This window comes from Acinetobacter towneri DSM 14962 = CIP 107472 (genome assembly GCF_000368785.1).
In the GTDB taxonomy this organism is placed as follows: Bacteria; Pseudomonadota; Gammaproteobacteria; order Pseudomonadales; family Moraxellaceae; genus Acinetobacter; species Acinetobacter towneri.
In genome coordinates this window covers 514,128-539,887 of sequence record NZ_KB849688.1, presented here as the reverse complement: position 1 = coordinate 539,887, position 25,760 = coordinate 514,128, and the positions used below count along the sequence as shown (strand labels likewise).

24 protein-coding genes are annotated in these 25,760 nt (G+C 42.4%); 20 read left to right on the top strand and 4 right to left on the bottom strand.

Features of this window, described 5'->3' with window-relative positions; translation table 11 throughout:
• The first annotated feature begins 155 nt into the window (after positions 1-155).
• The 14 genes from acnD to F947_RS04045 all read left to right on the top strand — a co-directional run bounded on the left by acnD (position 156) and on the right by F947_RS04045 (position 11,630).
• Positions 156-2,762, top strand: a complete 2,607-nt coding sequence (gene acnD / locus F947_RS04105) for a Fe/S-dependent 2-methylisocitrate dehydratase AcnD (RefSeq protein ID WP_004972407.1) — start codon at positions 156-158, stop codon at positions 2,760-2,762.
• A 295-nt stretch (positions 2,763-3,057) separates the two neighbouring features.
• A complete protein-coding gene (locus tag F947_RS04100; RefSeq protein WP_004972406.1) occupies positions 3,058-3,288 on the top strand; it encodes an antitoxin in 231 nt (76 codons plus the stop codon).
• A complete protein-coding gene (vapC, locus tag F947_RS04095) occupies positions 3,288-3,707 on the top strand; it encodes a type II toxin-antitoxin system tRNA(fMet)-specific endonuclease VapC (protein ID WP_004972405.1) in 420 nt (139 codons plus the stop codon). Before F947_RS04100 ends, vapC begins: the two co-directional genes overlap by 1 nt.
• A 130-nt stretch (positions 3,708-3,837) precedes the next feature.
• The gene (locus tag F947_RS14185) at positions 3,838-3,981 is read left to right on the top strand and encodes a zinc ribbon-containing protein (RefSeq protein ID WP_004972403.1); all 144 of its coding nucleotides are present in this window, start codon (positions 3,838-3,840) and stop codon (positions 3,979-3,981) included.
• 106 nt (positions 3,982-4,087) lie between these two features.
• Positions 4,088-4,660, top strand: a complete 573-nt coding sequence (locus tag F947_RS04090) for a DUF4126 domain-containing protein (protein WP_004972402.1) — start codon at positions 4,088-4,090, stop codon at positions 4,658-4,660.
• 565 nt (positions 4,661-5,225) lie between these two features.
• On the top strand, positions 5,226-5,477 hold the full coding sequence (locus F947_RS04085) for a DUF6868 family protein (RefSeq protein ID WP_004972400.1): 252 nt from the start codon (positions 5,226-5,228) through the stop codon (positions 5,475-5,477).
• A 119-nt stretch (positions 5,478-5,596) separates the two neighbouring features.
• Positions 5,597-6,310, top strand: a complete 714-nt coding sequence (locus F947_RS04080) for an SIMPL domain-containing protein (protein ID WP_004972399.1) — start codon at positions 5,597-5,599, stop codon at positions 6,308-6,310.
• 165 nt (positions 6,311-6,475) lie between these two features.
• Complete coding sequence (locus F947_RS04075; RefSeq protein ID WP_004972397.1) at positions 6,476-7,141, top strand: RluA family pseudouridine synthase; 666 nt, start codon at positions 6,476-6,478, stop codon at positions 7,139-7,141.
• 281 nt (positions 7,142-7,422) lie between these two features.
• Entirely contained in the window at positions 7,423-8,355 is a 933-nt protein-coding gene (locus tag F947_RS04070; protein WP_004972395.1) for an SNIPE associated domain-containing protein, read from the top strand.
• 185 nt (positions 8,356-8,540) lie between these two features.
• Positions 8,541-8,918, top strand: coding sequence for a ribonuclease E inhibitor RraB (locus F947_RS04065; protein ID WP_004972392.1), 378 nt, complete (start codon positions 8,541-8,543; stop codon positions 8,916-8,918).
• Positions 8,919-9,033: 115 nt separating this feature from the next.
• The gene (locus F947_RS04060; protein WP_004972391.1) at positions 9,034-9,399 is read left to right on the top strand and encodes a DUF488 domain-containing protein; all 366 of its coding nucleotides are present in this window, start codon (positions 9,034-9,036) and stop codon (positions 9,397-9,399) included.
• Between the two features lie 93 nt (positions 9,400-9,492).
• On the top strand, positions 9,493-9,834 hold the full coding sequence (locus tag F947_RS04055; protein WP_004972388.1) for a zinc ribbon domain-containing protein YjdM: 342 nt from the start codon (positions 9,493-9,495) through the stop codon (positions 9,832-9,834).
• 240 nt (positions 9,835-10,074) lie between these two features.
• A complete protein-coding gene (locus F947_RS04050) occupies positions 10,075-10,416 on the top strand; it encodes a YegP family protein (RefSeq protein WP_004972386.1) in 342 nt (113 codons plus the stop codon).
• Between the two features lie 146 nt (positions 10,417-10,562).
• Positions 10,563-11,630: a DUF1176 domain-containing protein gene (locus F947_RS04045; RefSeq protein WP_004972381.1), complete on the top strand. Its 1,068-nt coding sequence runs from the start codon at positions 10,563-10,565 to the stop codon at positions 11,628-11,630.
• A 331-nt stretch (positions 11,631-11,961) separates the two neighbouring features.
• Here the strand turns inward: F947_RS04045 and F947_RS04040 are convergent, their stop codons facing one another.
• On the bottom strand, positions 11,962-12,897 hold the full coding sequence (locus F947_RS04040) for a tRNA dihydrouridine synthase (RefSeq protein ID WP_026438289.1): 936 nt from the start codon (positions 12,895-12,897) through the stop codon (positions 11,962-11,964).
• Between the two features lie 316 nt (positions 12,898-13,213).
• Positions 13,214-14,023 (bottom strand): cytochrome C assembly family protein, encoded by an 810-nt coding sequence (locus F947_RS04035; protein WP_004972376.1) that lies wholly within the window; start codon positions 14,021-14,023, stop codon positions 13,214-13,216.
• Positions 14,024-14,162: 139 nt separating this feature from the next.
• Between F947_RS04035 and ffh the strand changes: the two genes are divergently transcribed.
• Entirely contained in the window at positions 14,163-15,572 is a 1,410-nt protein-coding gene (gene ffh / locus F947_RS04030; RefSeq protein WP_004972374.1) for a signal recognition particle protein, read from the top strand.
• A 136-nt stretch (positions 15,573-15,708) separates the two neighbouring features.
• On the opposite strand, the gene F947_RS04025 is transcribed toward ffh, so the two are convergent.
• Positions 15,709-16,449, bottom strand: coding sequence for a type III pantothenate kinase (locus F947_RS04025; protein WP_004972372.1), 741 nt, complete (start codon positions 16,447-16,449; stop codon positions 15,709-15,711).
• Positions 16,446-17,213: a biotin--[acetyl-CoA-carboxylase] ligase gene (locus tag F947_RS04020; protein ID WP_004972369.1), complete on the bottom strand. Its 768-nt coding sequence runs from the start codon at positions 17,211-17,213 to the stop codon at positions 16,446-16,448. The genes F947_RS04025 and F947_RS04020 overlap by 4 nt, the downstream gene beginning before the upstream one ends.
• Before the next feature lie 28 nt (positions 17,214-17,241).
• On the opposite strand from F947_RS04020, the gene F947_RS04015 reads away from it, so the two are divergent.
• The 5 genes from F947_RS04015 to ligA all read left to right on the top strand — a co-directional run bounded on the left by F947_RS04015 (position 17,242) and on the right by ligA (position 25,713).
• Entirely contained in the window at positions 17,242-18,051 is an 810-nt protein-coding gene (locus F947_RS04015) for a sulfite exporter TauE/SafE family protein (RefSeq protein ID WP_004972366.1), read from the top strand.
• Between the two features lie 219 nt (positions 18,052-18,270).
• Entirely contained in the window at positions 18,271-18,966 is a 696-nt protein-coding gene (locus F947_RS04010) for a GntR family transcriptional regulator (protein ID WP_004972365.1), read from the top strand.
• Positions 18,967-18,976: 10 nt separating this feature from the next.
• On the top strand, positions 18,977-22,441 hold the full coding sequence (gene smc, locus F947_RS04005; protein ID WP_004972364.1) for a chromosome segregation protein SMC: 3,465 nt from the start codon (positions 18,977-18,979) through the stop codon (positions 22,439-22,441).
• Between the two features lies 1 nt (position 22,442).
• Positions 22,443-23,492 carry a cell division protein ZipA C-terminal FtsZ-binding domain-containing protein gene (locus F947_RS04000; RefSeq protein ID WP_004972361.1) on the top strand — a complete coding sequence of 350 codons (1,050 nt, stop codon included), beginning with the start codon at positions 22,443-22,445 and terminating at the stop codon, positions 23,490-23,492.
• Positions 23,493-23,676: 184 nt separating this feature from the next.
• Entirely contained in the window at positions 23,677-25,713 is a 2,037-nt protein-coding gene (gene ligA, locus F947_RS03995) for an NAD-dependent DNA ligase LigA (RefSeq protein ID WP_004972359.1), read from the top strand.
• Positions 25,714-25,760 lie beyond the last annotated feature (47 nt).

Here is a 25,760-nt window from a genome sequence, read left to right as displayed (position 1 = left end):
TAATTAAATGTTTCAAAAACCCCTGTTTTTATATTTAAGTGTATGAAATATATAGGATTTGGGAAATGGGTTTTTGGCAGCGTACAATGCTTTCGACGGGTGGAAACAATCATCCCATAAGATGTTGAGAACAATAGAGTAAGGGCGAATACCAGATGAATAACAACTACCGCAAACCACTGCAAGGCACTCAGCTCGATTTTTATGACGTGCGACAAGCCGTTGAAGATATCCAGCCAGGCGCTTATGCCAAACTTCCTTATACCTCAAAAGTACTTGCAGAACAGTTAGTGCGCCGTTGTGATCCTGCAATTTTAGAACAATCTTTAAAACAATTGATTGAGCGTAAACAAGAGCATGATTTTCCGTGGTATCCAGCGCGTGTGGTATGTCACGACATCTTGGGGCAAACTGCGCTCGTTGACTTAGCAGGTTTACGTGATGCAATTGCCGATCAAGGTGGCGATCCTTCTAAAGTGAATCCTGTCGTACCTACCCAGTTAATTGTCGATCACTCTTTAGCTGTGGAATATGGCGGTTTTGACCCAGATGCTTTCCGTAAAAACCGTGAAGTGGAAGATCGTCGTAATGAAGACCGTTTCCACTTTATTGAATGGACGAAAACTGCATTTGAAAATGTTGATGTGATTCCTGCGGGCAACGGCATCATGCACCAGATTAATCTGGAAAAAATGTCTCCAGTCATTCAAAACCGTGAAGGCATTGCATTCCCAGATACTTGTGTGGGTACAGATTCACATACACCACATACCGATGCTTTGGGTGTCATTTCTGTGGGTGTGGGCGGTCTTGAAGCTGAAAACGTAATGTTGGGTCGTGCTTCTTGGATGCGTCTGCCAGATATTATTGGTGTTGAGTTGGTTGGTCAGCGTCAGGCAGGTATTACGGCAACCGACATCGTATTGGCTTTAACTGAGTTCTTGCGTAAAGAGCGTGTGGTCGGTGCGTATTTGGAATTCTTTGGTGAAGGTGCAGATAGCATGTCGGTCGGGGATCGTGCCACGATTTCTAACATGACACCTGAATATGGTGCAACTGCTGCCATGTTCTACATCGACCAAAACACCATTGACTATTTAACCTTAACAGGTCGTGAAGCAGATCAGATCAAACTGGTTGAAACTTATGCCAAAGAAATTGGTCTTTGGGCATCTGAAATGACTCAGGCTGAATATCCACGTGTATTACGTTTTGATCTTTCAACGGTAACTCGTAATATTGCAGGCCCATCGAATCCGCATGCACGTGTTTCAACTGCAGACCTAAAAGAAAAAGGCATTGCAGGTGTGGTTGAAAACCGTACCGATGGTTTAATGCCAGATGGTGCCATCATCATCGCTGCGATTACTTCTTGTACCAATACCTCAAACCCGCGTAATACTGTAGCAGCAGGTTTGTTGGCACGTAAAGCCAATGAGTTAGGTTTAGTACGCAAACCTTGGGTGAAATCATCATTTGCACCAGGTTCTAAAGCGGCTGCATTGTATTTGGAAGAAGCAGGCGTACTGAAAGACTTAGAAAAACTTGGTTTTGGTATTGTGGCTTATGCATGTACCACCTGTAACGGTATGTCGGGCGCATTAGACCCAGCGATTCAACAAGAAATCATTGACCGTGACTTGTATGCGACTGCGGTGCTGTCGGGCAACCGTAACTTTGATGGTCGTATCCATCCGTATGCGAAACAAGCATTTTTGGCATCGCCACCGTTGGTTGTGGCTTATGCGATTGCAGGAACGATTCGTTTTGACATCGAAAAAGATGCTTTGGGCACAGATCAAAATGGCAACCCAATTTATCTGAAAGATATTTGGCCATCTGATGCTGAAATTGATGCCTTGGTGAAAGAATCGGTTAAACCTGAACAATTCCGCCAAGTGTATATTCCAATGTTCGATTTGGGCGAGTCAGAAAAATCTGAAAGTCCGCTCTACGACTGGCGTCCACAAAGTACTTATATCCGCCGTCCACCATATTGGGAAGGCGCATTGGCTGCGCCACGTACTTTAGCCAATATGCGTCCGTTGGCAATTTTGGGCGATAACATCACCACAGACCATTTATCTCCATCGAATGCGATTATTTTAGACTCGGCAGCAGGGGAGTATTTGGCAAAAATGGGCTTGCCAGAAGAAGATTTCAACTCTTATGCAACGCATCGCGGTGATCACCTGACTGCACAACGTGCAACTTTGGCGAATCCGAAATTGTTTAATGAAATGGTGGTGCGTTCAGACGGCACAATTAAGCAAGGTTCTAAAGCGCGTGTTGAGCCTGAAGGCGAAGTAATGCGTATGTGGGAAGCGATTGAAACTTATATGAACCGTAAGCAGCCGTTAATTATTATTGCGGGTGCAGATTATGGTCAGGGTTCAAGCCGTGACTGGGCTGCAAAAGGCGTGCGTCTTGCGGGTGTGGAAGCGATTGTGGCTGAAGGTTTTGAGCGTATTCACCGTACCAACTTGGTGGGTATGGGCGTATTGCCACTTGAGTTTAAAGCGGGTGTTAACCGTAAAACTTTAGGTTTGGATGGTACGGAACTTTATAGCGTGATTGGTAATATTGCGCCACGTTCGACTTTGACTTTGGTGATTGAGCGTTCAACGGATGATGGTAAAAACCAAACAATTGAAGTGCCAGTAACTTGTCGTTTAGATACCGAAGAAGAAGTATCTGTGTATGAGGCGGGCGGTGTATTGCAACGCTTTGCGCAGGATTTCTTGGAAGGGAATGTGGCTTGATGATGTTTTAAGAATCTTCTTTAATTTTTCTTCTTTAAAGAAATGTTAGAGAATGATTATTGTTGAGAAAAGACCTCATTGTTAAGTGAGGTCTTTTTTTTTGGAAGATGAATATATTGTGAATTAAACAGCAAACTCCTTGTAAACCTAACTTAATTTTCTAAAAAGTATCTTTCATTCAAAAAATCAGCAGTTATCAAAAACAATAAAATTTAAAAGTAGAAGTTTATTTGGTTGAAAAACACCCAATAAATACCTATCATAAGATATGTATCAAAAACGATGGAGTAGCCCAATGACTACCGCAAAAGTTTTTATGACAGGACGAAGTCAAGCCATTCGATTGCCTAAAGAATTTCGCTTTGAAGGCAAAGAAGTTGAAATCTTTCGTCGTGGTGATGAAGTGATTCTTCGTGAAAAACCAGTCACGGTAGATCGGTTATTTAAAGCGTTATCCCAAATGCCAAATGACTTTTATGCAGATGAAAGAGAAGATCTGCCGCCTCAAGAACGGGAAATGTTCTAATGCAAGTACAATATTTATTAGATACAAATATTTGTATTTACATTATTAAATACCGACCTGAAATTGTGCGTCAGCATTTTGAAAAACATCTTCCGCATCGAAATATATTAATTTCTGTCATTACGTTGGGAGAATTACGTTTTGGTGCAGAAAAAAGTCAACATAAAGAAAAGGCTTTAAAAGTCATAGATGAATTAACATCAATGATTCAAGTGGTTGAATTGGATGAAAATGTTGCACACCATTATGCAGAAATACGCCAGAACCTTGCATCTAAGGGGCAGATCATTGGCGCAAATGACTTATGGTTAGCAGCACATGCACGTGCAAATCATTGGGTCATGGTCACCAATAACGAAAAAGAATTTACTCGTGTCGATGGATTAAAAGTCGAAAACTGGGTATCTAATCCTTTGTAAGTGAGTTAGATTTTTTATAAAAATCATCCTTTGCCTAACTGCCCTCATCACCCGTCAAAATGGACAATAGACAATCATCACAGAATAGATATACTGGATTGACCATTTCTAAACCACACGGAGAACAAAGATGGTAACTGCAGGTGATAAACCAGGAACAGGCTTCTATTTTTGTGTCCAATGCGGGCATCGCGTTTACTTAGAAATTGGTACAGACCGTCTACCACCGTGTACCAAATGCCATGGCACCCAATATAACAACAAGGTTGCCTAAGCTACACGACATAAAACAGCTGATCCTGTTTTAATCTAAAGCCCTATCACCCGATGGGGCTTTTTGCTATTTTACCTAAAGAAAACCCAAGGCAATGAGGTACAACATGGAAACAATACTCGGTTTATGTGTCGGCATTGGGCTAAGTGCTGCCAGTGGTTTTCGGGTTTTCGTACCTTTATTGGTTATGAGTGTTGCCGCGCTCATGGGTTGGTTTGAACCCTTAAAAGGTTTTGAATGGTTGGCGATGCCTGCTGTTTGTCTGGCTTTGACCGTGGCAACAATCAGTGAAATTGCTGCGTATTATGTACCGTGGGTTGATAACTTACTCGATACCGTTGCAACGCCTGCCGCCATGATTGCAGGTACACTCACCACAATGGCTGTAAGCAGTGGCGAAATGTCGCAATTTGCCAGTTGGGGTTCTGCCATTATTGTCGGTGGTGGAACAGCGGGTGTGGTGCAAATGAGTACAGTTGCGGCACGTGGTGTATCAACCGCAACCATAGGTGGTGTTGCAAATCCTGTGATTTCTACAGGAGAGTGGATTGGGGCTGCCGTACTTTCAGTGTTGTCCTTCATTGTGCCTGTATTGGTGGTTTTTGTGGTGCTCCTGACTTTAATTTGGGCAATTCGCTGGATTCGAGGCAAAAAGAAAGTTGTTGAATCCTCAACATAGGTTTTTGGGTCAGTTTGAAAATATTTTAAAAACAAGCATGGTAATAAATTTGATATTTGAGCTTTATTTGATGATTTAAGTGCATAAAAAATGTCTATTTGGAAAATTTTTTAAAATATGACTTAAAAAGTGATAAAAATTTTAAAAATTAATCAAAATAAAATCATTACGGGGAAACAATCCCATCCTCAAATCACTACTATATATCTCAAGGGTGTGATGGGGATCGAAAAGAGTAGATTGCTACCAGTTGCGTACAACGTGCGTGTAGTACTTACCCAAAAGGTCTCGATTCGGCTTAGGACGCTATAAACCAGAAGTTTATAGGCTATAAGATCATGGCTTATCCAGCATGATAGTTGAAGTAAACCACAGTTGTTTTCCCTAACACCCTAAAGAATATTGTTAAAAATATAAAATACAAAACAAGATCAAGACAATAAAATCCAGACAAAATAAAAGCTTAAATGAATTTTAAACCATCTTTCTGCTACAAAACTCCCATCAAATTTTTCATTCAAATCTGTTAATTTGCAATAATCATCTACATCTAATTAGGTGTGATATGAGTGTTGATTACGATTTTTGGTGTCGTTTATTACTGACCTGCGCACTGATTAACTATGCCATTTTAATGCTGTGGTTTGTGGTGGTGATTTTCGCGCATGACTGGCTGCGACAGTTACATGGCAGATGGTTCAAATTGTCAGATGCAAGTTTTGATGCCATTCATTATGGCGGCATGGCAGTCTATAAAATTGGGGTATTGCTATTGAATATTGCGCCACTCATTGCGCTGTATATGATGCGACCTTAATTTAAAACTCTATAAACAAGCATCGAAAAGCATAGAAACAACCGCTTTAGACAGTACATTAAAAACACACGGTCATTGAAATAGAGGCGAAAAGCCCGCAATTTGAGGAGTTGGCAAACATGAATCAATTTAAACCTGCATTGATTTTAGGCGGTCTAATTTGTTTGGGAATGGTGCTCGCAGGTTGGATATTGGGCAATAGCGCACTCAAAATTAAACAATATGAGCGTGTGGTTTCAGTCAAAGGTTTGTCTGAACGTGAAGTAAAAGCCAATGTGGCGGTGTGGCCAATTCGTTTTAGTACCGCCAGTCAAGACTTGGCCGCGCTGTACGACACCATGCAAAGCCAAACATCCCAGATTCAAAACTTTTTAAAAAATGAAGGTTTTAGTCCTGAAGAAATCACCATTGCTGCTCCTGTAATTACCGATAAATACGCCCAGCAATATGGTGGCGATGGCAATGTTGCTTTGCGTTATACCGCACATCAAACCATTACGGTCTATACCAAAAATATTGATAAAGTGCGCAGCGCACAAAGCCGTTTGGTCGATTTAGGTAAAAATGGAATTGCCTTTGGCGGTGAGGATTACGGGCAACGCACCGAATATTTATATACGCAACTAAATGACATCAAACCTGCCATGATTGAGCAAGCCACACAAAATGCCCGCAGTGTTGCAGAAAAATTTGCTGCAGATTCTGACAGTCGTTTAGGCAAAATTAAATCGGCCAATCAGGGCGTATTTAGTATTGAAGACCGTGACAGCAACACGCCATATTTGAAAAAAGTACGTGTGGTGTCTACGGTGGAATACTATTTAGCAGACTAAGTTTGGCAGACTAAGTTTCGCAGACTAAGTTTGACAGATTAAGCTTGGCAGACTCAGCCAATTCAAAATCTAAATCTTTACACTAAAAAGTACATCGCCCGACTGAATTGACAGTTCGGGCTGTGCTTGATATTTTGCCCGCACCGCTTTGTATGCTGTATGTTCATGGCTTTAAACGACAACTTTATTTATGCACCTCCACAAGAACCCTTAGTGATTGTCTATGAAGATGACGATTTATTGGTGATTGATAAGCCCGCAGGTTTATTGTCGGTGCCTGGGCGTTTGCCCGAACATCAGGACAGCGCATATTTAAGAGTACTCGCAGATTATCCTCAGGCAAAAATTGCCCATCGTTTAGATATGGCGACCTCAGGTATTCTCATGTTTGCCAAGCATCGTGATGCAGAAGTCGCATTGAGTAAAATGTTTCAGGCGCGAACAGTAGAAAAAAACTACATTGCTTTAATTCAAGGCAAACTTGAAGGTGAGGGCAGTGTCGATGTGCCTTTAATTACCGATTGGGAAAACCGTCCACGCCAAATTGTGCATTTCGATTTAGGCAAGCCTGCGCAAACGCTGTATCAGGCTTTGGAATATTGTGCGGTTGAAGATATTACCCGTGTATTGCTCACCCCGCTTACAGGGCGCTCACATCAGTTACGAGTACACATGCAATATATTGGACATCCCATTACAGGCGATAAGTTATATCATCCTGAACCGAAAAAAAGCACTTTAGGTCGGATGGCGCTGCATGCCAGTTATTTGGCTTTCACGCAACCTTTAAGCCAAGTTCCTGTTGCAATTCGAGCACAGCTTCCTTTTTAGAGATTTTGGGATTCAATTTTTCTAACAGGCGCACATTTTTCAATTTTTTTGTGAAAATACTCAAAAATTGGGATAGTCTTCGTGCCGCTAACTCGCTAACGTATCCTTAGAGTTGTCGTTATTCATTTGCCTTGGCATAAATGAAGGAAATGAATAACTCGCTGTTTTAAAATTTTGTGTTTTTGAGTGTGGTGGGCTGTCAAAGCGGGTTAGAAAGCGTCTTTAAAAACTGAAGATGGTTTTTCAAAATATGGCAGACCAATGCGGGTGGGAGAAGTTATATGCTGTATATATTGGGTGCAATCATTATTGTTTTGGTGGTGATTATTTTTTGGCAATCTCAGCGCCGCCGTGAGTTGTCTGCCAGCATTCAATCTTTACAAAGCAATTTAGACCGCACTCGCTCCAATTTGGCGTCCGATGAGTTAGAAAGTAATGAATTAGAGCATCAGCTCACCATGCTACGCATCGAAATAGGCAGTTTAAAAGGTCGTTTAGAAACCTTGCAGCACTATCAACATATTTTAGACGTTGAGCAATATGTATTAGAACGTCGCCAACAAGTAGAAATGTTTGTAGAAATGATTAAATCCGAAGCGGAAAATACGCGGGAGCAGTGCAAGCAACAAGTTGAAAAAGTTCGAGATTTTTTAGCCGAGCATGAGCAAAAAACCAAAGCCAAAACGCTTAAAACAGCACAAGATCAATTGGGTGCTTTTTATAACTTGGTTGAAGAACGTCAGCAACTCGAACAGATTATGACCGCGCTGTATCATAAAATTGAACATCATACGCCTGCTTTTCAGTTGCCTGCACAGCAGCTATTGGATGATCTGATTGAAGGTTATGGCTATAGTGATGCAGCACAACACCTGCAGCAAGTACGACACAAGATTCAAGATGCGGTTAAAAATCAAGAAGTTGCGCATTGTGCTTTTGTCGATGAGCAACGCCGTCTAGCGGCAGTGACTTTGCTGGCTCAAGCATTTAATAGTAAAGCAGATTTATATTTGGCGCAGCTGACTGAACATAATCTGGCTGAATCGCTTCAAGCTTTGCAGGATGATTTTACTTTGCTGAATCATTATGCGGCTGCATTTGGACACGCAAAAATTCTAGACTCTTACTTAACACTTCGACAAGAAGAATTAAAGTTTGCTGCTTTACTGTTGGCATTTAAACAGGAAAGCATCTTGTCAGATGCCACAAATTAAACTGGCTGCAAATGCTTAAAGCAATTGTAGTGTCATGTAAAAGCAAGCTTCTGGGTAATTCAGACTAAAGTCAGTGTAAAACGAGATGAAAATTGAGTCCTTCGGGCAAATTTGTGCTATGTTGAATTCACTATTTTGTCACTTGCCAGATATATATTGGCTAAAAAGATAACAAGGATATTCGCATGACACGTGACTATGAACAATTCCCTGATGATGATAATGGCAATGTACTTTGGCAAATGCATGAAGATGGGGATGACCTGACAGAGCCACATGAGATTGAGTACTCCATCGCTTTTACCACACAAGAACAAGCTGAAAAATGTGCTTTGTATTTGTTGGCCGAAGAACAAAAAATTTCATTATTCCAAGATGAAGAATCTGACGCAGTTGAATGGATCATTACCATTTATGTTTACATGGAACCAGAGTATTCAGACATTGTCGATTTAGAGCAATGGTTCAGCAAAATTGCTGAAGAACATGGCGGTGAATACGATGGCTGGGGCTGTATGGCTTACGTCTACGATGATGAAGACGAAGACGATTACGAAGATTAAATCGGGTATCTGAAAAGCATGTGTTGATCACATGCTTTTTTATTTGTGATACATAATCTGCTGCCTAAAACTTTGGCGCTGATGACGTCATCATAAAAGATGCAGAGGTGCAAATATGGATATTGCAATGAAACGCGCTTATCTTGAAGCGACTCAGGCAGATGGAACACGGGTGCTGGTTGATCGCTTATGGCCGCGTGGTGTGAGTAAAGAACGCGCTCGTATTGACTTATGGCCCAAAGAAATTACGCCTTCGACTGGGCTGCGTAAATGGTATCATCAAAACCCTGAACAACATTGGGATGAGTTTCAGCAGCGTTATATAGCTGAATTAGCAGAGCAAGAAGAGGCTTTACAGGCGTTGTGTGAACTGGCACAGCAGCAAAAAATCACTCTGGTCACAGCAGCTAAAGATGAGCAGCACAATCATGTAGTGGTATTAAAACGGGTGATGCTGCAACGCTTAGCACAGTCCAATTAAAGAGTTTTATTTGATTATCCTTGTGCTTTATAAGGATTTTAAGTTTATGAAAATTCAGTAAAAAATGCTATAATATAGTTTTTGAGGTTTTTTATGTCTTTGCCAAATTGCCCAAAATGCCAATCAGAATACACTTACCAAGATGGCGACCTACTGATTTGTCCTGAATGCTCACATGAGTGGAAAGAAGGGGAACAGCTAGAAGAAACTGCTGCTGTGATTAAAGATGCAAACGGCAACGTGTTGGCAGATGGCGACACGGTGACTGTGATTAAAGACCTGAAAATTAAAGGTTCTTCGGCTGCTGTAAAAGTGGGAACGAAAGTGAAAAATATTCGCTTAATTCCAGATGCAGCAGATGGTCATGACATTGATTGTAAGATTGATGGCATGGGGGCTATGAAATTAAAATCTGAATATGTGAAAAAAGCTTAAGTTTAAGCAGATTTCAACAGCGCAGGCGACTTGAGTTGCCTGCGCTTTTTTATGGAGTTTATAAAAGTATTTTAGTATTCAAATTGAGCAACAATAACTTTAAGAGTGTACAAAATTAATACTGTTTTCTTGTGCCTAAGTCCTTTATATTTTAAGTGAAAAGAATAATTTTTAGGCAGTTTAAAGCCTAGCATCATTCAACAACACACTTCACCACTCATAAGAAAACTGGGGGCAAGTATGTCAGGATGGTTTGAGATTTCACAAGCAAGCAATGGTCAGTACCGCTTTGTACTTAAAGCTGGGAATGGCGAAATTATCTTAACCAGTGAACAGTATAAGGCGAAAGCATCGGCAAAAAATGGCATCGCTTCGGTACAAAAGAACAGTCAGGATGATGGGCGTTATGATCGATTGACATCTAAGAATGATAAGCCGTATTTTAATTTAAAAGCTGCCAACCATCAGATTATTGGTACGAGTCAGCTCTATACTTCTGAACAATCACGTGACAAAGGCATTGAGTCGGTGAAAACCAATGGCGCAAGCACCACGGTCAAGGATTTAACGCAGGAATCGTAATCTTTTGCATTAAATCTTGATGTTAAATTGCATTAGAAAAGCATGCTCTGGCGTGCTTTTTTATTGAGCTAAGTAGGCAAGGTGTTAAATCTAGCCTTGATTAAGTCGTTGAATCACAGATGACAATTTCAGGAGTTGCAAAGATTATGAATTTCAAATGCAATCTAAAAATATTACTGGCGATCGGTGGTTTGTTGGGTAGCGTAAATATTTTTTCAGCACCCATCACTGCTGAAAAAATGATTGCTGCAAGCCAGTCGACTGCTTTGCAAGGACTGTATTTTCAGCATCAAGATTGGGAGTTGGCCTGTGATAATACAGGAACTTGCCGTGCTGCAGGCTACCAAAGCGATGATGATTTTGAACTACCGATCAGTATGTTATTGACCCGTCAAGCAGGTGCAAAGACTTCTGTACAAGGGCAATTGCAAATTCAGGAGGATATTGCTCAAGCGACTTTATTTTTAAATGGACGTGCTTTGCAGCAATTAAACTTTCATGAAAGTATCGCCAATCTATCTACTGCCAGTGTGCAAAAGCTGTTGGCACAGGCGCGTCAGCATGTCGTGATCGAGTTAAAACATGGCCAACAACGCTGGAAATTGTCTGATGCAGGCATGAGTGCAGTGTTGCTAAAAATGGATGAATTTCAAAAACGTGTGGGTACAGACTCCGCAATATTGGCAAAAGGCAATCAAGCATCCACGCAGGTCTTAAAAGCGCAAGCGATGCCTAAAATTAACATTCTCATGCAGCCTCAACACCGAACCGCCAAAGCACAGGTGCTTACCGCGGCCAGTGCAGAAAAGTTATATCCAATTTTACAAAAAACCGTAGATCGTGAAGATTGTTATATGCTGTTTGAACCTGAACAAGCAGAACAGCAGATTCATACTTATCCCTTAAATCAAGATAGCGTGTTGGTTGAGGCAAGCTGTTGGCGAGGGGCTTATAATTGGGGTGTGGCTTATTGGGTTATGGATAAAAAACTGCAAAAGATACAGCAATTTGTAACTGATTCTGCTTCAGAATTTAGCAATGGACAGATTTTTGCCTATCAAAAAGGGCGTGGAATTGGCGATTGTTTCAGTCAAATTGAGTGGGCGTGGAATGGTCAGCAGTTTGTCAAAAGCTATCAATTCGATGCAGGACAATGCAAAGGTTTTGCAGGCAGTGCATGGGAAATGCCAAGCTTTGTCAGCAAGGTTGAATAGCCGATATTCACTAGGGGCTTTTGACATTTCATAAATGGCTTGCGCTGTAGGCTAAAACTGAGCAGATCAGGCATGAAACGCAAGTAATAGCGAGACTATTGCTAAGTTTCATAACACAATCTGAGAAAGTTTTAGCCACAGCCTTTCAGGGCGAGCATATTTTTTGCTGCTATTGCGTTATGTGCCAGTCATTTAGAATGACTAAATTTCCTGTCCCATGCCTTATATCAGCTAAAAAATATGCATCGCCGCAAACATAGACGAATTGTCAGCAGACCCTAATAAAAGCTGAAATTTTTTAGATGAAGCTTGAGTTTGATGGATTCAATGTTTAAGTCGTGTGCGCGACTAATTTTTCAATGATTTCATCCAGCTTTTTCAGACGCTTGATTTCATCCCACAAAGCTTTGGCTTCGGGATAATGTTTCGACATCATGCCGAGCCATTGTTTATAACGTCCCAGCATCCCAATTTCTGTTTTGGCAGGGCCGTGAATAAAGCGAATTTGTAGTTGCAGCAAATCTTGCCAACTCAGCAAAGGCAGGTCTGAATTTTGACGAATACATTGGGTCAAATCTGGGGTGGTGACCGCACCACGACCAATCATCAAATCTTCACAGCCCGATTCTAACTGGCATTGTTTGGCATCGGCATTGTTCCAAATTTCACCATTGGCGATGACGTTAATCTTCAAGGCTTCACGAATAGGACGTAGCTGATCCCAAAATGCGGGAGGCGTATAGCCATCGGCTTTGGTACGTGCATGTACTGTAACCCATGCTGCGCCTGCATCTTCAATGGCGTGCGCATTTTCTAGCATGAAGTTCCGATCCATATAGCCTAGACGCATTTTGGCGGAAACTGGAATATGAGCAGGAACGGCATCGCGAACCGCTTTAACCAGTTCATATACTACTTCGGGTTCATCGAGTAAAACTGAACCGCCACGATGCCGATTGACTGTTTTGGCAGGGCAGCCAAAGTTCATATCAATTGCAGGTGCACCCATAGCCGCAACTTTGGCTGCATTGGCGGCTAACATTTCAGGATTATTCCCCAAAAACTGAACATGCACAGGCGTACCTGCCGCAGTTTTGCCATTGGTGAGTAGTTCTGGGCAATAGGTGTGGTAGATATGGTCTGGCAAAATGCTGTCTGTGACCCGAATAAACTCTGTTACACACCAGTCAAAACTGCCTACAGACGTGATTACATCACGCATGATGGGGTCGGTTAAGCCTTCCATGGGTGCAAGAATCAGTTTCACAAGATGCTGCCAGTTCAAACAAAAGTGGAGTTATACGTTTTTTTCTGTGGGTTGTCTAGGAAAAGGGTTTTGAATTGAAGTGGTTGTAGCTAAGGTTCTGGTATTTAAGCTGTTGTATTTGACACAGTGATCTGTATCTCAAGTTTTATCTAGTCCATGCAGTTGATGTGCATCCTAGACTAGATCTTTTAATTGAGTTCTTACATCGTTAGAAATCATTTAAATGATTGGCTTAATTTAAACAGCCCATTCCCCCTCGACTATGCTATTAAATAATTGATCATCCTACACTTTGAATGAGCAAAATAAAAACACCTTACTTACTCAAAATCATTTCCAACACAAATTTAGAACCAATAAAACCGAGCGCCAATAAAAAGAAGCCAATAATGGTAAAGCGAATCGCTTTTTGTCCACGCCAGCCAAACTTATAACGCCCAAGTAACAACGACCCATAGACAAACCAAGAAATAATACTAAAGGCAGTTTTATGTGCTAAATGCTGTGCAAAGAAATGTTCTACCGTAAAGAAACCAAAACCTAGTGCGACTGTGAGTAAGGCAAAACCTGCAATCAACATATCAAACAGCAAAGATTCCATATCTTGCAAAGACGGCAGCAAATTTACCCAAACCCGACGTTTTTGTTTGTTTTTCAGTTCGCGGTTTTGAAACCACATGAGCACGGCATGAATGGTCGCCATCAACAATACGGCATAAGCAGACAGCGATAAAATAATATGAATATCTAAACCAATCGAGTTTTGGTTAATAAATAAATTATGTTGGCTGAATGAAAAACCTGCAATTAAACCCACTGCTGCTACAGGAATACCAATCAAATTTAGCGCAATTACAGGTCGGTAACTGCTGAACAGCAAGCTCAATAACAACATTAAACCCGCAGTAAATGACATTAGGTTAAACACGTTGTAGTTGACACCCATCGGCGTCCACATATCGTTATACAACACGGCAGCATGCAGCAATAAGCCCAAACTGAGCAGAGAACGAATAAACCAGTGATTTGGCGCACGTTTAGACATTAAATGTGAAAATAAATACCAAAAAGAACTGGTATAAGCGATTAATGCTAAAATCGTATAAACCAAGGGGAGACTGATCATGTCAAACCTTTTTCAGGATGATGAATATTCATTTATATAAATTCGATGCGAACTACAGTATCCTATAGCATCTTGTGCATAAATTTTCTATTTTAAAGAAACATTTTTTTGCTAATGGCTATTTTAAGCGGAATTTGCAATGTTTGATACCTTAACAGAACGACTCACGCAGAGTTTAAGAAATGTTACTGGCTCAGGGCAGCTAACCGAAGACAATATTAAAGATACGTTACGTGAAGTACGTATGGCACTTCTTGAAGCCGATGTGGCGTTACCTGTAACTCGTGAATTCATCGCGAAAGTTAAGGAAGAGGCATTGGGTCAGGAAGTGATGACTCAGTTATCCCCTGGTCAGGCGTTCGTCAAAATTGTCTATGACGAACTCACAAAAATGATGGGCGAGGCCAATGAAAGCCTTGACCTTGCTACCAAGCCACCGGTTGTGGTGTTATTGGCAGGTTTGCAGGGTGCGGGTAAAACCACCACTGCAGCAAAATTGGCACGTTTCTTACAAGAACGTCAAAAGAAAAAAGTGGCGATGGTGTCTGCCGACGTTTACCGTCCTGCGGCAATTAAACAGCTACAAACGGTTGCAGGCGAAGTTGGCGCAATTTTCTTTGACTCAAATGCCAATGAAAACCCTGTCGATATTGCCAACCGTGCCATCGAACAGGCAAAAATTCAGTTTGCTGATGTGTTAATTGTCGATACTGCAGGTCGTTTGCACGTCGATGATGACATGATGGATGAAATCAAGGCATTACATTCAGCGATTAAACCGACTGAAACCTTGTTCGTGGTCGATGCCATGACGGGTCAGGATGCGGCAAATACAGCCAAAGCCTTTAATGATGCCTTGCCATTAACAGGTGTAATCCTTACTAAAACTGATGGTGATGCGCGCGGTGGTGCAGCACTTTCAGTTCGTGCGATTACGGGTAAACCAATTAAATTCTTGGGGATGGGTGAAAAACTCGATGCCCTAGAGCCATTCCACCCAGAACGTGTTGCACAACGTATTTTGGGCATGGGTGACGTGCTGTCTTTGGTCGAAGAAGTTGAACGTAAAATCGACAAAGAAAAAGCCGAAAAAATGGCGAAAAAACTGCAAAAAGGCGGCAGCTTCAACTTTGAAGATATGCTGATGCAGTTTGAACAAATGAATAAAATGGGCGGCATGATGGGCTTCTTAGACAAGTTGCCTGGCATGAGCAACTCAGGTATTCAAGATGCAATTGCGCAAGCCAATCCTGAAAAGCAAGTGAAAAAGATGGAAGCGATTATCCAGTCGATGACCATCAAAGAGCGTCGTAACCCAGACCTGATGAATCCAAGCCGTAAAAAACGTATTGCTGCGGGTTGTGGTATGGATGTGTCAGAAGTGAATAAGTTGATCAAGCAACATGCACAAATGGCAAAAATGATGAAAAAATTTGCCAATCCATCGGGCATGGCAAAAATGATGCGTTCACTGGGCGGTTTACAAAAGCAATTCAGTGGCGGCGGTATGGGGCCATTGTTTGGTGGCAACGACCCAACCAAGAAATAATTGTTAAAAACATCTTAGAATCAAAGTGTTAAAAAAGCAGGCGCATAAAAATGCGCCTGCTTTTTTGTTGTTCTTTATTCGTAGATGACAGCTACACCGAAAGATTTATCAGCGTAGATGGAGCAATGTTTGGTTTTTAGTGCACTTCATGGGTTGCATATTGAATATAACGCTGCAAACCTTTGAGCAATAAATCTTGCTCGACTTGCGGTTGATATTGCTGCAAGAATTTGGCAAACAGCGGTGCATCGCCACCCGTTAAAATCAGTTTACGTGGTGACTGTCGAATTACATGCTCAATGGTGCTGAGCAAGCCGAGTAAAATACCATGATGAACAGCATCAATGGTGCTGCGTCCTGGGGTGAGTTCATCAAATGCAGCATCGGGAATTTTAATGCCTTTGGTGTTTTGAATCAGTGCATCACGTTGCAAATATAAGTTCGGTAAAATATAGCCGCCTAAATGCGTCAGTCCATCCGCCAAATCAATAGTCAGCGCCGTACCACAACTAATGACACAATAATTTTCTTGTGGGTCATTTGCCACGGCAAGCACTTGCAGCCAGCGATCTATCCCCAGTTGTTGAATATCATATTCACAATGCAAACCTGCATAATCTGCATGCACTTTGGCATAAATCACAGGCACATTCAGGGTTTTTAAAATCAAGTGAATGCGTTGATTATTCTTCTGATCTTGTACCGATGACACGCCTACTTTATGCACATTCAGACTTTTAAAGTGTTGAATCAAACCCAGCAACAAATCGGCAGGAGATTGCAAATGCAATTCTGCTTCATGTTCGATGATGCGGTCTTGTTCTGTGACCCAATATTTCAGGCGGGTGTTACCAATATCTAGCCATAAATTTTTCATGAAGATGACTCGGCATGATCGATAGGGCGTAAACGTCCCTGATAAAAAACTTCAAGCCCTTGTGCCGTTTCAATTTGCACTGCGCCATCATCCTGAATGCCTAAAAAAGTACCCTGACAAGTACCTTTAAAATGTTCAAATTCAACTTGTTGTTGCATAAATGCGGCATGATGATTGAAGCGAGATGCCAAATTATAGCAATCGTGATTAAACCAGTCGCAGGCTTGTTGAATGGCAAGATAAAGCTCTGCGATCAGGCGCACACGATCAATAGATACCAAACCCAGTTCGGTTAAAGATGTGGTTTTTTGATCAATAACTGCTGAGCTGACAGGTGCAAGATTAAGCCCAACCCCAACAATGACTTGCTGTGCAGAAATTGGCTCAATTAAGATGCCGCCCCATTTGCCTTGCGGGCTGTATAAGTCATTTGGCCATTTTACTTGTAGATTCAGCGCCTGTAGACTCGGCATTTGCAAGATATTTAACGCAATTTCTAAAGCCAAACGCCCATTTACAGGTGTTCGTAAATTTAGCAATGTGCTTAAATAGATGTTCCCTTCGGGTGATACCCATTGCCGTTGACGTTGTCCTCGACCATGCGTTTGTCTGGTACTGCATACCAAGACACTCTGCACACCTTTTTGTGCAATTTCCCGTACATCATCATTGGTGGAAGTGGTAATCGGCTTCAGGATGAGTACTTCTGGAAGCTGTCCTGCTTCTGTGAGTTGTTGTTGCAGTTGTCGGGTTTCTACATCCATACGAATTTACAAATAGTGGAATATATTTATGGAGTTAATCATATATTTATTGATTGGTGCAATTGCTGGATTTGCAGCAGGGCTGTTTGGCGTGGGCGGCGGCTTAATTATTGTGCCAATTTTATATATTGTGTTCACTCAACTCAATTATGACCCATCGGTGTTAATGCACATGGCGGTGGGGACATCATTGGCAACCATTATTGTAACTTCGATCAGCTCAGTTACGGCACACCATAAAAAAGGTGCGGTGATGTGGCCTGTATTTCGTAATCTTGCGCCTGGTTTAATTGTGGGTGCATTTGTTGGTGCAGGTATTGCCGATTTCCTTTCGGGGCAAGGCTTACAATTATTAATTGGCGGTTTTGCACTGTGGGTGGCTTTTAAGATGTTTAGAGGCGCAAATATTGCGGTTGATCCTTCACATCATTTGCCTTCAACTGCAAAGCAAGTCATGGCGGGCGGTGGGATTGGCATTGCCTCTGCAATTTTTGGGATTGGCGGTGGCAGTTTAACAGTGCCGTACTTAAACCGTTACGGCGTGGTCATGCAAAAAGCGGTAGCAACCTCAGCCGCTTGTGGTTTGCCAATTGCGGTGGCGGGCGCATTAGGCTTTATGTGGTTTGGTAAGCAAGCCGAAGTTGCAGTACCCAATACCATTGGTTATATCCACATTTATGCATTTATAGGCATTAGTGTGATGAGCTTTATTACTGCCAAAGTTGGTGCGAAAGTGGCACATTTGTTATCGCCAGCGATGTTGAAAAAATGTTTTGCCTGCTTGCTGACCACCGTTGGCTGTTATTTTGTATATCAGGGTATGCGAGTATTTTTCTAAGTTGAGTCGCTATTTTCTTTGTTTTAAGCCATGTAAAATTGGCTCTAGCGCCATGAAATTGTCGGACAATGTCATGGCGTTGTGATCTGTTTCGCAGTAAAAAGAAAGATGCTTGTATCGGAGCTATGCTTGCAGTCGAAGGATGATCCTGAGATGTCTTAAATGAGAGTAGCTCCGAATTTTCATCACTGCATCTTATAAAAACAAGATAGGAACAGTATGCAACAACAAGAATCAGAAAGTTTATCGGAACAAATTGCCCGACACATCGCAGAACAGATTATTAGCGGTGATTTGGTTGAAGGTGAGCGTATTCAGGAATTGCGCATCGCCAAAGAACTGGACGTGAGTCGTGGTTCGGTACGTGAAGCGCTGTTGTTATTGCAACGTACTCATCTGATTGAAATTTTTCCACGTCGTGGTGCAATTGTGTCGGAAATGTCGGCACAGCAAGTCCGAGCTTTGTTTGACAGCAGCAGTTTGTTATTGGGTTATATTGTGCAGCGTATTGCGGACACGTGGCGAATGCATGAAGCCGAAGCCTTACAACAACTTTTGCTGCAACTGGCAGAGCAATGTCGCTTGGGCAATACTGAAAAGTTTTATGATTTAATTTTTCAATATCTGGCACGGCAGCCTGATATGGTGGGAAATTTATATTTAATGAAGTTCTATCAAGAGTTATTGCCATCGTTAAGACGCAGTTACTTTTTGACCTTAAATACTTCGCGTCGGGAGTTACAAGAATCTTTTGAATTATTTAAACTGGTGAGTGATGCAATTTTAAGCAGAAAATCACAACAAGCCACTTTATTTATGGAAGATTTTTGCCGACACTTGCGCAACTTGGTGTTGGAATCTCTGACCCGTATGAAACAGATCGAGCTTGCATGGGCAAGACGTTCACGCCGTTAATTGGGACATTATGCGTTTAAGCAGTTTAAAACTTTCTGGCTTCAAATCTTTTGCCGACAGTACGACCTTACATTTTAAAGCCAACCGTACCGCTGTGGTGGGGCCGAATGGTTGTGGTAAATCCAATGTGATTGACGCCATTCGTTGGGTGATGGGCGAATCTAGTGCGCGCCAGTTGCGTGGCGGCAGTATGCAGGATGTAATTTTCACAGGAACTGCCAAACGCAAACCTGTAGGTGTAGCCAGTGTTGAACTGCGTTTTGACAATACCTATGGCAAATTGGGCGGTGCTTATAACGCCTATAATGAACTGTCGGTACGTCGGCAGGTCAACCGTGATGGTAAGTCTGAATATTTTTTAAATGGAACCAAGTGTCGTCGTCGTGACATCACCGATATTTTTCTGGGTACAGGTTTAGGCCCGCGTTCTTATGCAATTATTGAACAGGGCATGATTAATCGTTTGGTTGATGCTAAACCTGAAGAAATGCGGGTGTTTATTGAAGAAGCGGCAGGCGTGTCACGTTATCAGGCGCGTCGTCGTGAAACCATGCTGCATTTGGATCACACCACGCAGAACTTGGCGCGTTTGGAAGATATTGCTTCAGAACTAAAATCGCAATTAAAAACCTTAAAACGTCAGTCAGAAACAGCAATTCAATACAAAGCGCTTGAGAGCGAAATTCGCACCATTAAAGTCGAAGTGTTGTCTTTTCAGTGTGAACAAAGTGCACGTTTACAGCAAGAATATACCCTGAGTATGAATGAGTTAGGGGAAAGTTTTAAATTGGTGCGCTCTGAGCTGACCACTTTGGAACATGACTTAACTGCGACCAGTGAGTTGTTTCAGCGTTTGATTCAGCAATCGACACCGCTACAGCAAGAATGGCAACAGGCAGAAAAGAAACTGGCTGAACTGAAAATGACTTTGGAACAAAAACAAAGTTTGTTTCAGCAAAATACCGCGACTTTATCGCAGCTTGAACAACAAAAAGCACAAACCAAAGAGCGTTTGCAGTTGATTGAATTGCAGCTAGAGAGTTTGGTCGATCAGCAAGAAAACCAACAGGCAAATCTACAGCAGCAAGATCATTTGGCGCAGCAGCAGAGCCAGCAATTTCAGGATTTAAAAGCACAGCAACAAACCCAAGCTGCACAATATGCCCAAGTTAAAGCGCAAGTAGAACAGCAACAACAAAAGCATGTGCACATGCAGGCGCAAAGTGAGCAGTTAGCCAAAAATATCAGCCGTATTGAACAGCAAAAACAAACCCTGACACAGCAGTTTGCACAAATTCAGCCGCAAGATCAGCAAGAGGGAATGCAACAACTGCAAGACGAAAAGACCCGCTTGCAGGCTGAAATGCTAACACTAGAACAGAATATTCAAGACAGCACTCAGCAACTCGCCACGTTGCAGACCAACTATAATGAGCACAAAGCACAGTGTGCGACCTTAAAATCTGAGATTCAGATTTTGCAGTCAGAACAGAAAAACCTCAATCAATTGCTCATTAAGCAAAGTCCAAAAGCCCAAACCGATGTGGTGCAGTTGATGCAAGTATTACAACTTGCAGATGTGGCGAAACCATATGCCAATTTAATTGAAAAGTTCTTGGCTAAATGGTTATCTGCGCAGGTGGTAGAAGCAGATATTGAATTTCAGGACAGCCGCGCACGTCAGCTAAAAATTCATTTGGCTGTAGATTCAAAAACATCAAAAATACAGCTTTCGGGGTGTGAGTCGCTCAGTGACTGGATTGCTTCACCGCAAAGTAGCTTGTGGCAAAGTGTCGCAATTACAGAAAGTTTATCGCAGGCTTTGGCATTGCAAGTGCAATTACAAGCAGGGCAGTCTATCCTTAGTTTAGATGGTTATCATGTGGGAGCAGACTGGGTAATCGGGCTGTTTTATGATGAAGCGGCACAGGCAGGGCAAGGGGCATTAAGCCATCGGATTCGCTTGGATGAAATTGAACAGGCGTTGGCGTTGCAACTGCCACAATATGAGCAAGCAGAACAGCAACTGCCTGAATTGCAGCAACAGGTAAAACAGTTGCAGCAGCAATTGCAGCAACAACAGCAACAGCTCAAACAGCAACAACAAGCCTTGCAAACGCTAGATGTGCAAATGGCGAAAGCCGAAAGTGCGGCACAGGCTTTTGCAGTACAGCAACAGCAATTACAGCATCAATTGGCACAATTAGATGAGCAGCTTGAAGAAGATGCCATGCAAAAAGATGATCAGGAAATTGATTTGCATGCTTTGGCTTTTAAACTTGAGCAAGCCTTACCGCAGTATAAAATCTTGCAATTTCAGGTCGAGCAGCTGAATGAGCAGCTGGATAGTTCACAGCAACAGTTTCAGCAGCAGCAACAAGAAGTGGATCTGTTACGTCGTCAAGCGGTACAAACTCAGCAGCAAATTGAACTGTTAGAAAAAGATGCCACTTTCTTAAAAGCACAATATCAACAAATTGTGGCGCAAATGGAACAAGCCAAAAAGTTTGTCGATCCTGTTCAGTTGGAATTGCCTGACTTGGAAACTCAGTTTTCAGAGCAGCAGCAGCAGACTGAAAAGCTGCAAAAAACTTGGCAGGAATGGCAAGTGGAATTGAACAGTGTGCAGTCCAAACAGCAGCAACTGACCGAGCAACGGCAGCAGCAACAGCAGCAAGATGAACAATTACGTGCCAAACTCGAAGAAAAGCGCTTGGCATGGCAATCGGCAAAGTCGGACTATCAGCATTATTCTGAACAGTTAAAAGATTTAAACAGCGAGATCATCACAGGTTTGCAGATTGATGTCGCTGCGCATCAACAAAAACTGGCGAAAGCGCAGCAACAGTTTGATAAATTGGGTGCGGTCAATTTGGCGGCTTCGGAAGAATATGAAGAAGTATCTGCCCGTTTTGCAGAATTAAGCCATCAAATTGAAGACTTGGAAAATACCGTTTCGCAGTTACAGGCGGCAATGAAAAGTATTGATCAGGAAACTCGTAAACTGTTTATGAATACTTTTGATCAGGTGAATACCGAATTGCAGGAGTTGTTTCCTAAAGTCTTTAATGGCGGTGAAGCGAGTCTGAGCTTGGAAGATGACTGGCAATCTGGGGTGAAATTGATGGCGCGTCCACCGGGTAAGCGCAACAGTTCTTTGGCCTTACTTTCAGGGGGTGAAAAAGCACTGACAGCTTTGGCTTTGGTTTTTGCAATCTTCCGTTTAAACCCAGCGCCATTTTGCGTACTCGATGAAGTTGATGCACCGTTAGATGATGCTAACGTGGGGCGCTTTTGTAATTTAGTAAAAGAACTTTCTGAACAAGTGCAATTCATTTACATTACACATAATAAACTTGCTATGACGATGGCAACCGACCTCTTAGGTGTTACCATGCCTGAACCGGGAACCTCAAAATTAGTAACCGTAAATTTAGAAGAAGCCGCAGAATACGGCCTAGTCGCGGAGGCATAATATGGAAATCACCACAATCATTGGAATTGTCATCGCTATTGTGATCATGGCGTTTGGTTTGAAAATGATTCTAAAAAAACCTGTAGATTCAGCGCCATCCTTAGATTCGGAACTGCAATTTAATGCAGAAAGCCAAAAACCGATTATTCCACGCCATGTACGTGACCAATTGCAAAGCGACGCTACGCCACCGCGTGTGGAGCCGACTTTAACGGTAGATGAAGTTACGCAAGATGCGCCTGCCAAGTCTGAACCACAGGCTTTAACGGATGATGTCGTGGCTTCTTCAAGCACAGAAACTGACAAAGTTGAACCGAGTTTGCAGGCAAATACAGAAAATTCTGAGCTTGATCCATCCACAACGATATCGAAGTCTGAAGTTGCACAAGACACGCCAAGCCCGACAGCGACAACTTCAGAATATTCATTATCGGATGAAATTCAGCAAGTGATTGTAGAAACTGAACCGAATGCGCAGACTGTCGAGCAAAACAAAGCTTCGACTGAATACAGTCTGAATCAACACATTGAAACTGCCGAAATTTCAGAATTTAATGAAGAAAGCAGCATTTTAGATTCGCATTTGCATGAACAAAAAATCATGGATGAAGAAAGTGCCTTGGCAACCGCTGAATCTTTTATCGCGCTGAATGTCTTCCCTGAACGTCGCATACTTTCGGGCGATAAAGCCTTAAAAGTCTTGATGAAATATGGTTTACGTTTCGGTGAAATGTCATGTTTCCATCGCTATAACGAAGATGGCACTAAATTATTATTTTCAGTTTTACAAATTAATGATGAAGGCGCAGATGGTTTTGATTTAGAAACTTTATCGAGCGAACAAGTTAAAGGTTTAGCGTTCTTCCTCGCTTTGCCGCACAGCGATGTGCAAAATGCCTTTGATACCATGGTCAGCATTTCAGGACTGATTGCACGTGAAATTGATGGAACGGTCTATGACCAAAACCATTTAGAGTTTACTCCACAATTACGTGAACACTGGCGTCATCAGGCGATAGATTATCGTGCTGGTCAGGCAAGTCATGCCTAGAATTGCGATCTCGTACTGGGTATAAGCTACGTCAAGTGTTTGGCAATTGAACTGAGTGCAGTAGGATAAATTGCAACTTTGCAGCCGCATTTTTATAATGTGCGCAGCAATACAAGCTGTAGCATGCGCTACATAGAAAAAATTGAAGGGCGGAACAAGACCGCCCTTTTTTATGGTGGAAAATATGTCTGTAGATTTAACCGTCGTGGCGCAAATGCGTCAATTGATTCAACTGCTTGCCAAGCACAATCATGCCTATTATGTGATGGATCAACCGACAATTGCAGACAGTGAATATGATCAGCTTTTCCATCAACTAAAAGCGTTGGAACAACAGTATCCAGATTTAGTTCAACCCGATACACCGACCAATAAAGTCGGTGGCACACCTTTGGCAAAGTTCACCACGGTTACACATGCTGTGCCAATGTTGTCTTTAGGCAATGTGTTTAATCAGGAAGAATTATTTGCCTTTGCAAGACGTGTCGAAGAGCGTTTGCCCAACCAAAATATTGAATACGATGTCGAACTCAAATTTGATGGTTTGGCGATTTCACTTTGGTATGAACATGGTGTTTTAGTGCGTGGTGTGACCCGTGGTGATGGGGAAACAGGGGAAGACATTACCCACAACGTCAAAACTATCCGCAATTTACCGAAAGTTTTGAGTGCGACAGAAACGGCTATTCCTGAATTTTTGGAAGTGCGTGGTGAAGTGTTGATGCCAAAACTTGGTTTTGAAAAACTCAATGCGGCCAATACAGCCAAAGGTGAAAAAACCTTTGCCAATCCACGCAATGCAGCAGCAGGCAGTTTGCGTCAGTTAGACCCGAATATTGCGGCTTCACGTCCTTTAGCATTCTATGCTTATGGCATTGCGCAATGTGTGCCGCCTCATGGACAAAGCACCATGTCCGACAGTTTGGCATGGTTGGGGCAGTTTGGTTTTGAAATTGGCGAACGTCATTTTGTCTGCAAGAGCATTCAAGATGTTCAGGCGGCCTATGAGCAAATTAACCTTGAGCGTCCGAATTTAAGCGTTGAAATTGATGGCATGGTGGTCAAGGTCAATGACTTGAAACAGCAACAGCAATTGGGCTTTTTAAGTCGTGAGCCGCGCTGGGCGACTGCCTATAAATTCCCTGCAGTTGCCGCTTTAACCACCATTGAAAATATTGATTGGCAAGTGGGGCGCACAGGTACGTTGACGCCTGTGGCACGTTTAAACCCCGTTGCGGTAGGTGGTGTGACGGTATCCAATGTTACTTTGCATAATATTGGTGAAATTCACCGTTTGGATGTGCGTTTAGGCGATACGGTCAGTGTTTACCGTAGTGGTGATGTGATTCCCAAAGTTGAAAAAGTCTGGCCTGAATTTCGCCTTGCCGATGCGCAAGAAGTGCATTTACCTGAACAATGCCCTGTGTGTGATTCGCCTGTGGTGATGCCTGAAGGTGAGGCTTTGGCGCGTTGTTCAGGCGGTTTGTATTGTGCGGCACAGCGTATTGAAGCGATTCGTCATTTTGTGTCACGTAAAGCCATGGATATTGAAGGTTTGGGTGATCGTTGGGTGGAGTCATTACTGCATCTGAACTTGCTACAAAATGTGGCTGATATTTATCATTTACACGAACACCGCGACACTTTGCTCGGCATTGAAAAAATGGGTGAGAAGTCGGTTCAAAACTTGATTGACTCGATTGAAAACAGCAAAAAAACTACTTTGGCTGCGTTTATTTATGCCTTGGGAATTCGTGGTGTGGGCGAAACCACCGCGCGGATGCTTGCCAATACTTTTCAGACTTTAGAGGCTTTGCGTGAAGCTGATTTAGAAGCGTTAAAGAAAACTCCAGATGTGGGAGATATTACGGCAGAATGGATTTTGGACTTTTTCCAAGCGCCGCATAATTTAGAAGTGTTGGATCGTTTATTAGCTGCAGGCATTCATTGGGATGCTCCGATTGCACCGACACGTCAGCCTTTGAATGGTGAAAGTTGGGTGATTACAGGGACGTTGAGCCAAATGGGACGCGATGAAGCGACTCAGTTGTTGCAGGCTTTGGGTGCACGGGTGAGTGGCAGCGTTTCGGGGAAAACCAAATGTGTCGTGGCGGGTGAGAAAGCAGGCTCGAAGCTGGAAAAAGCTGAGAAGTTGGGTGTGCAAGTCATGAATGAAGCTGAGTTTATTCAGCTGATGCAGGAATATGGTGTGCTTGAATAAGCATCTCTAGGCATTGTTGATCTGATTTAAGTACAAAGGCACTTCAA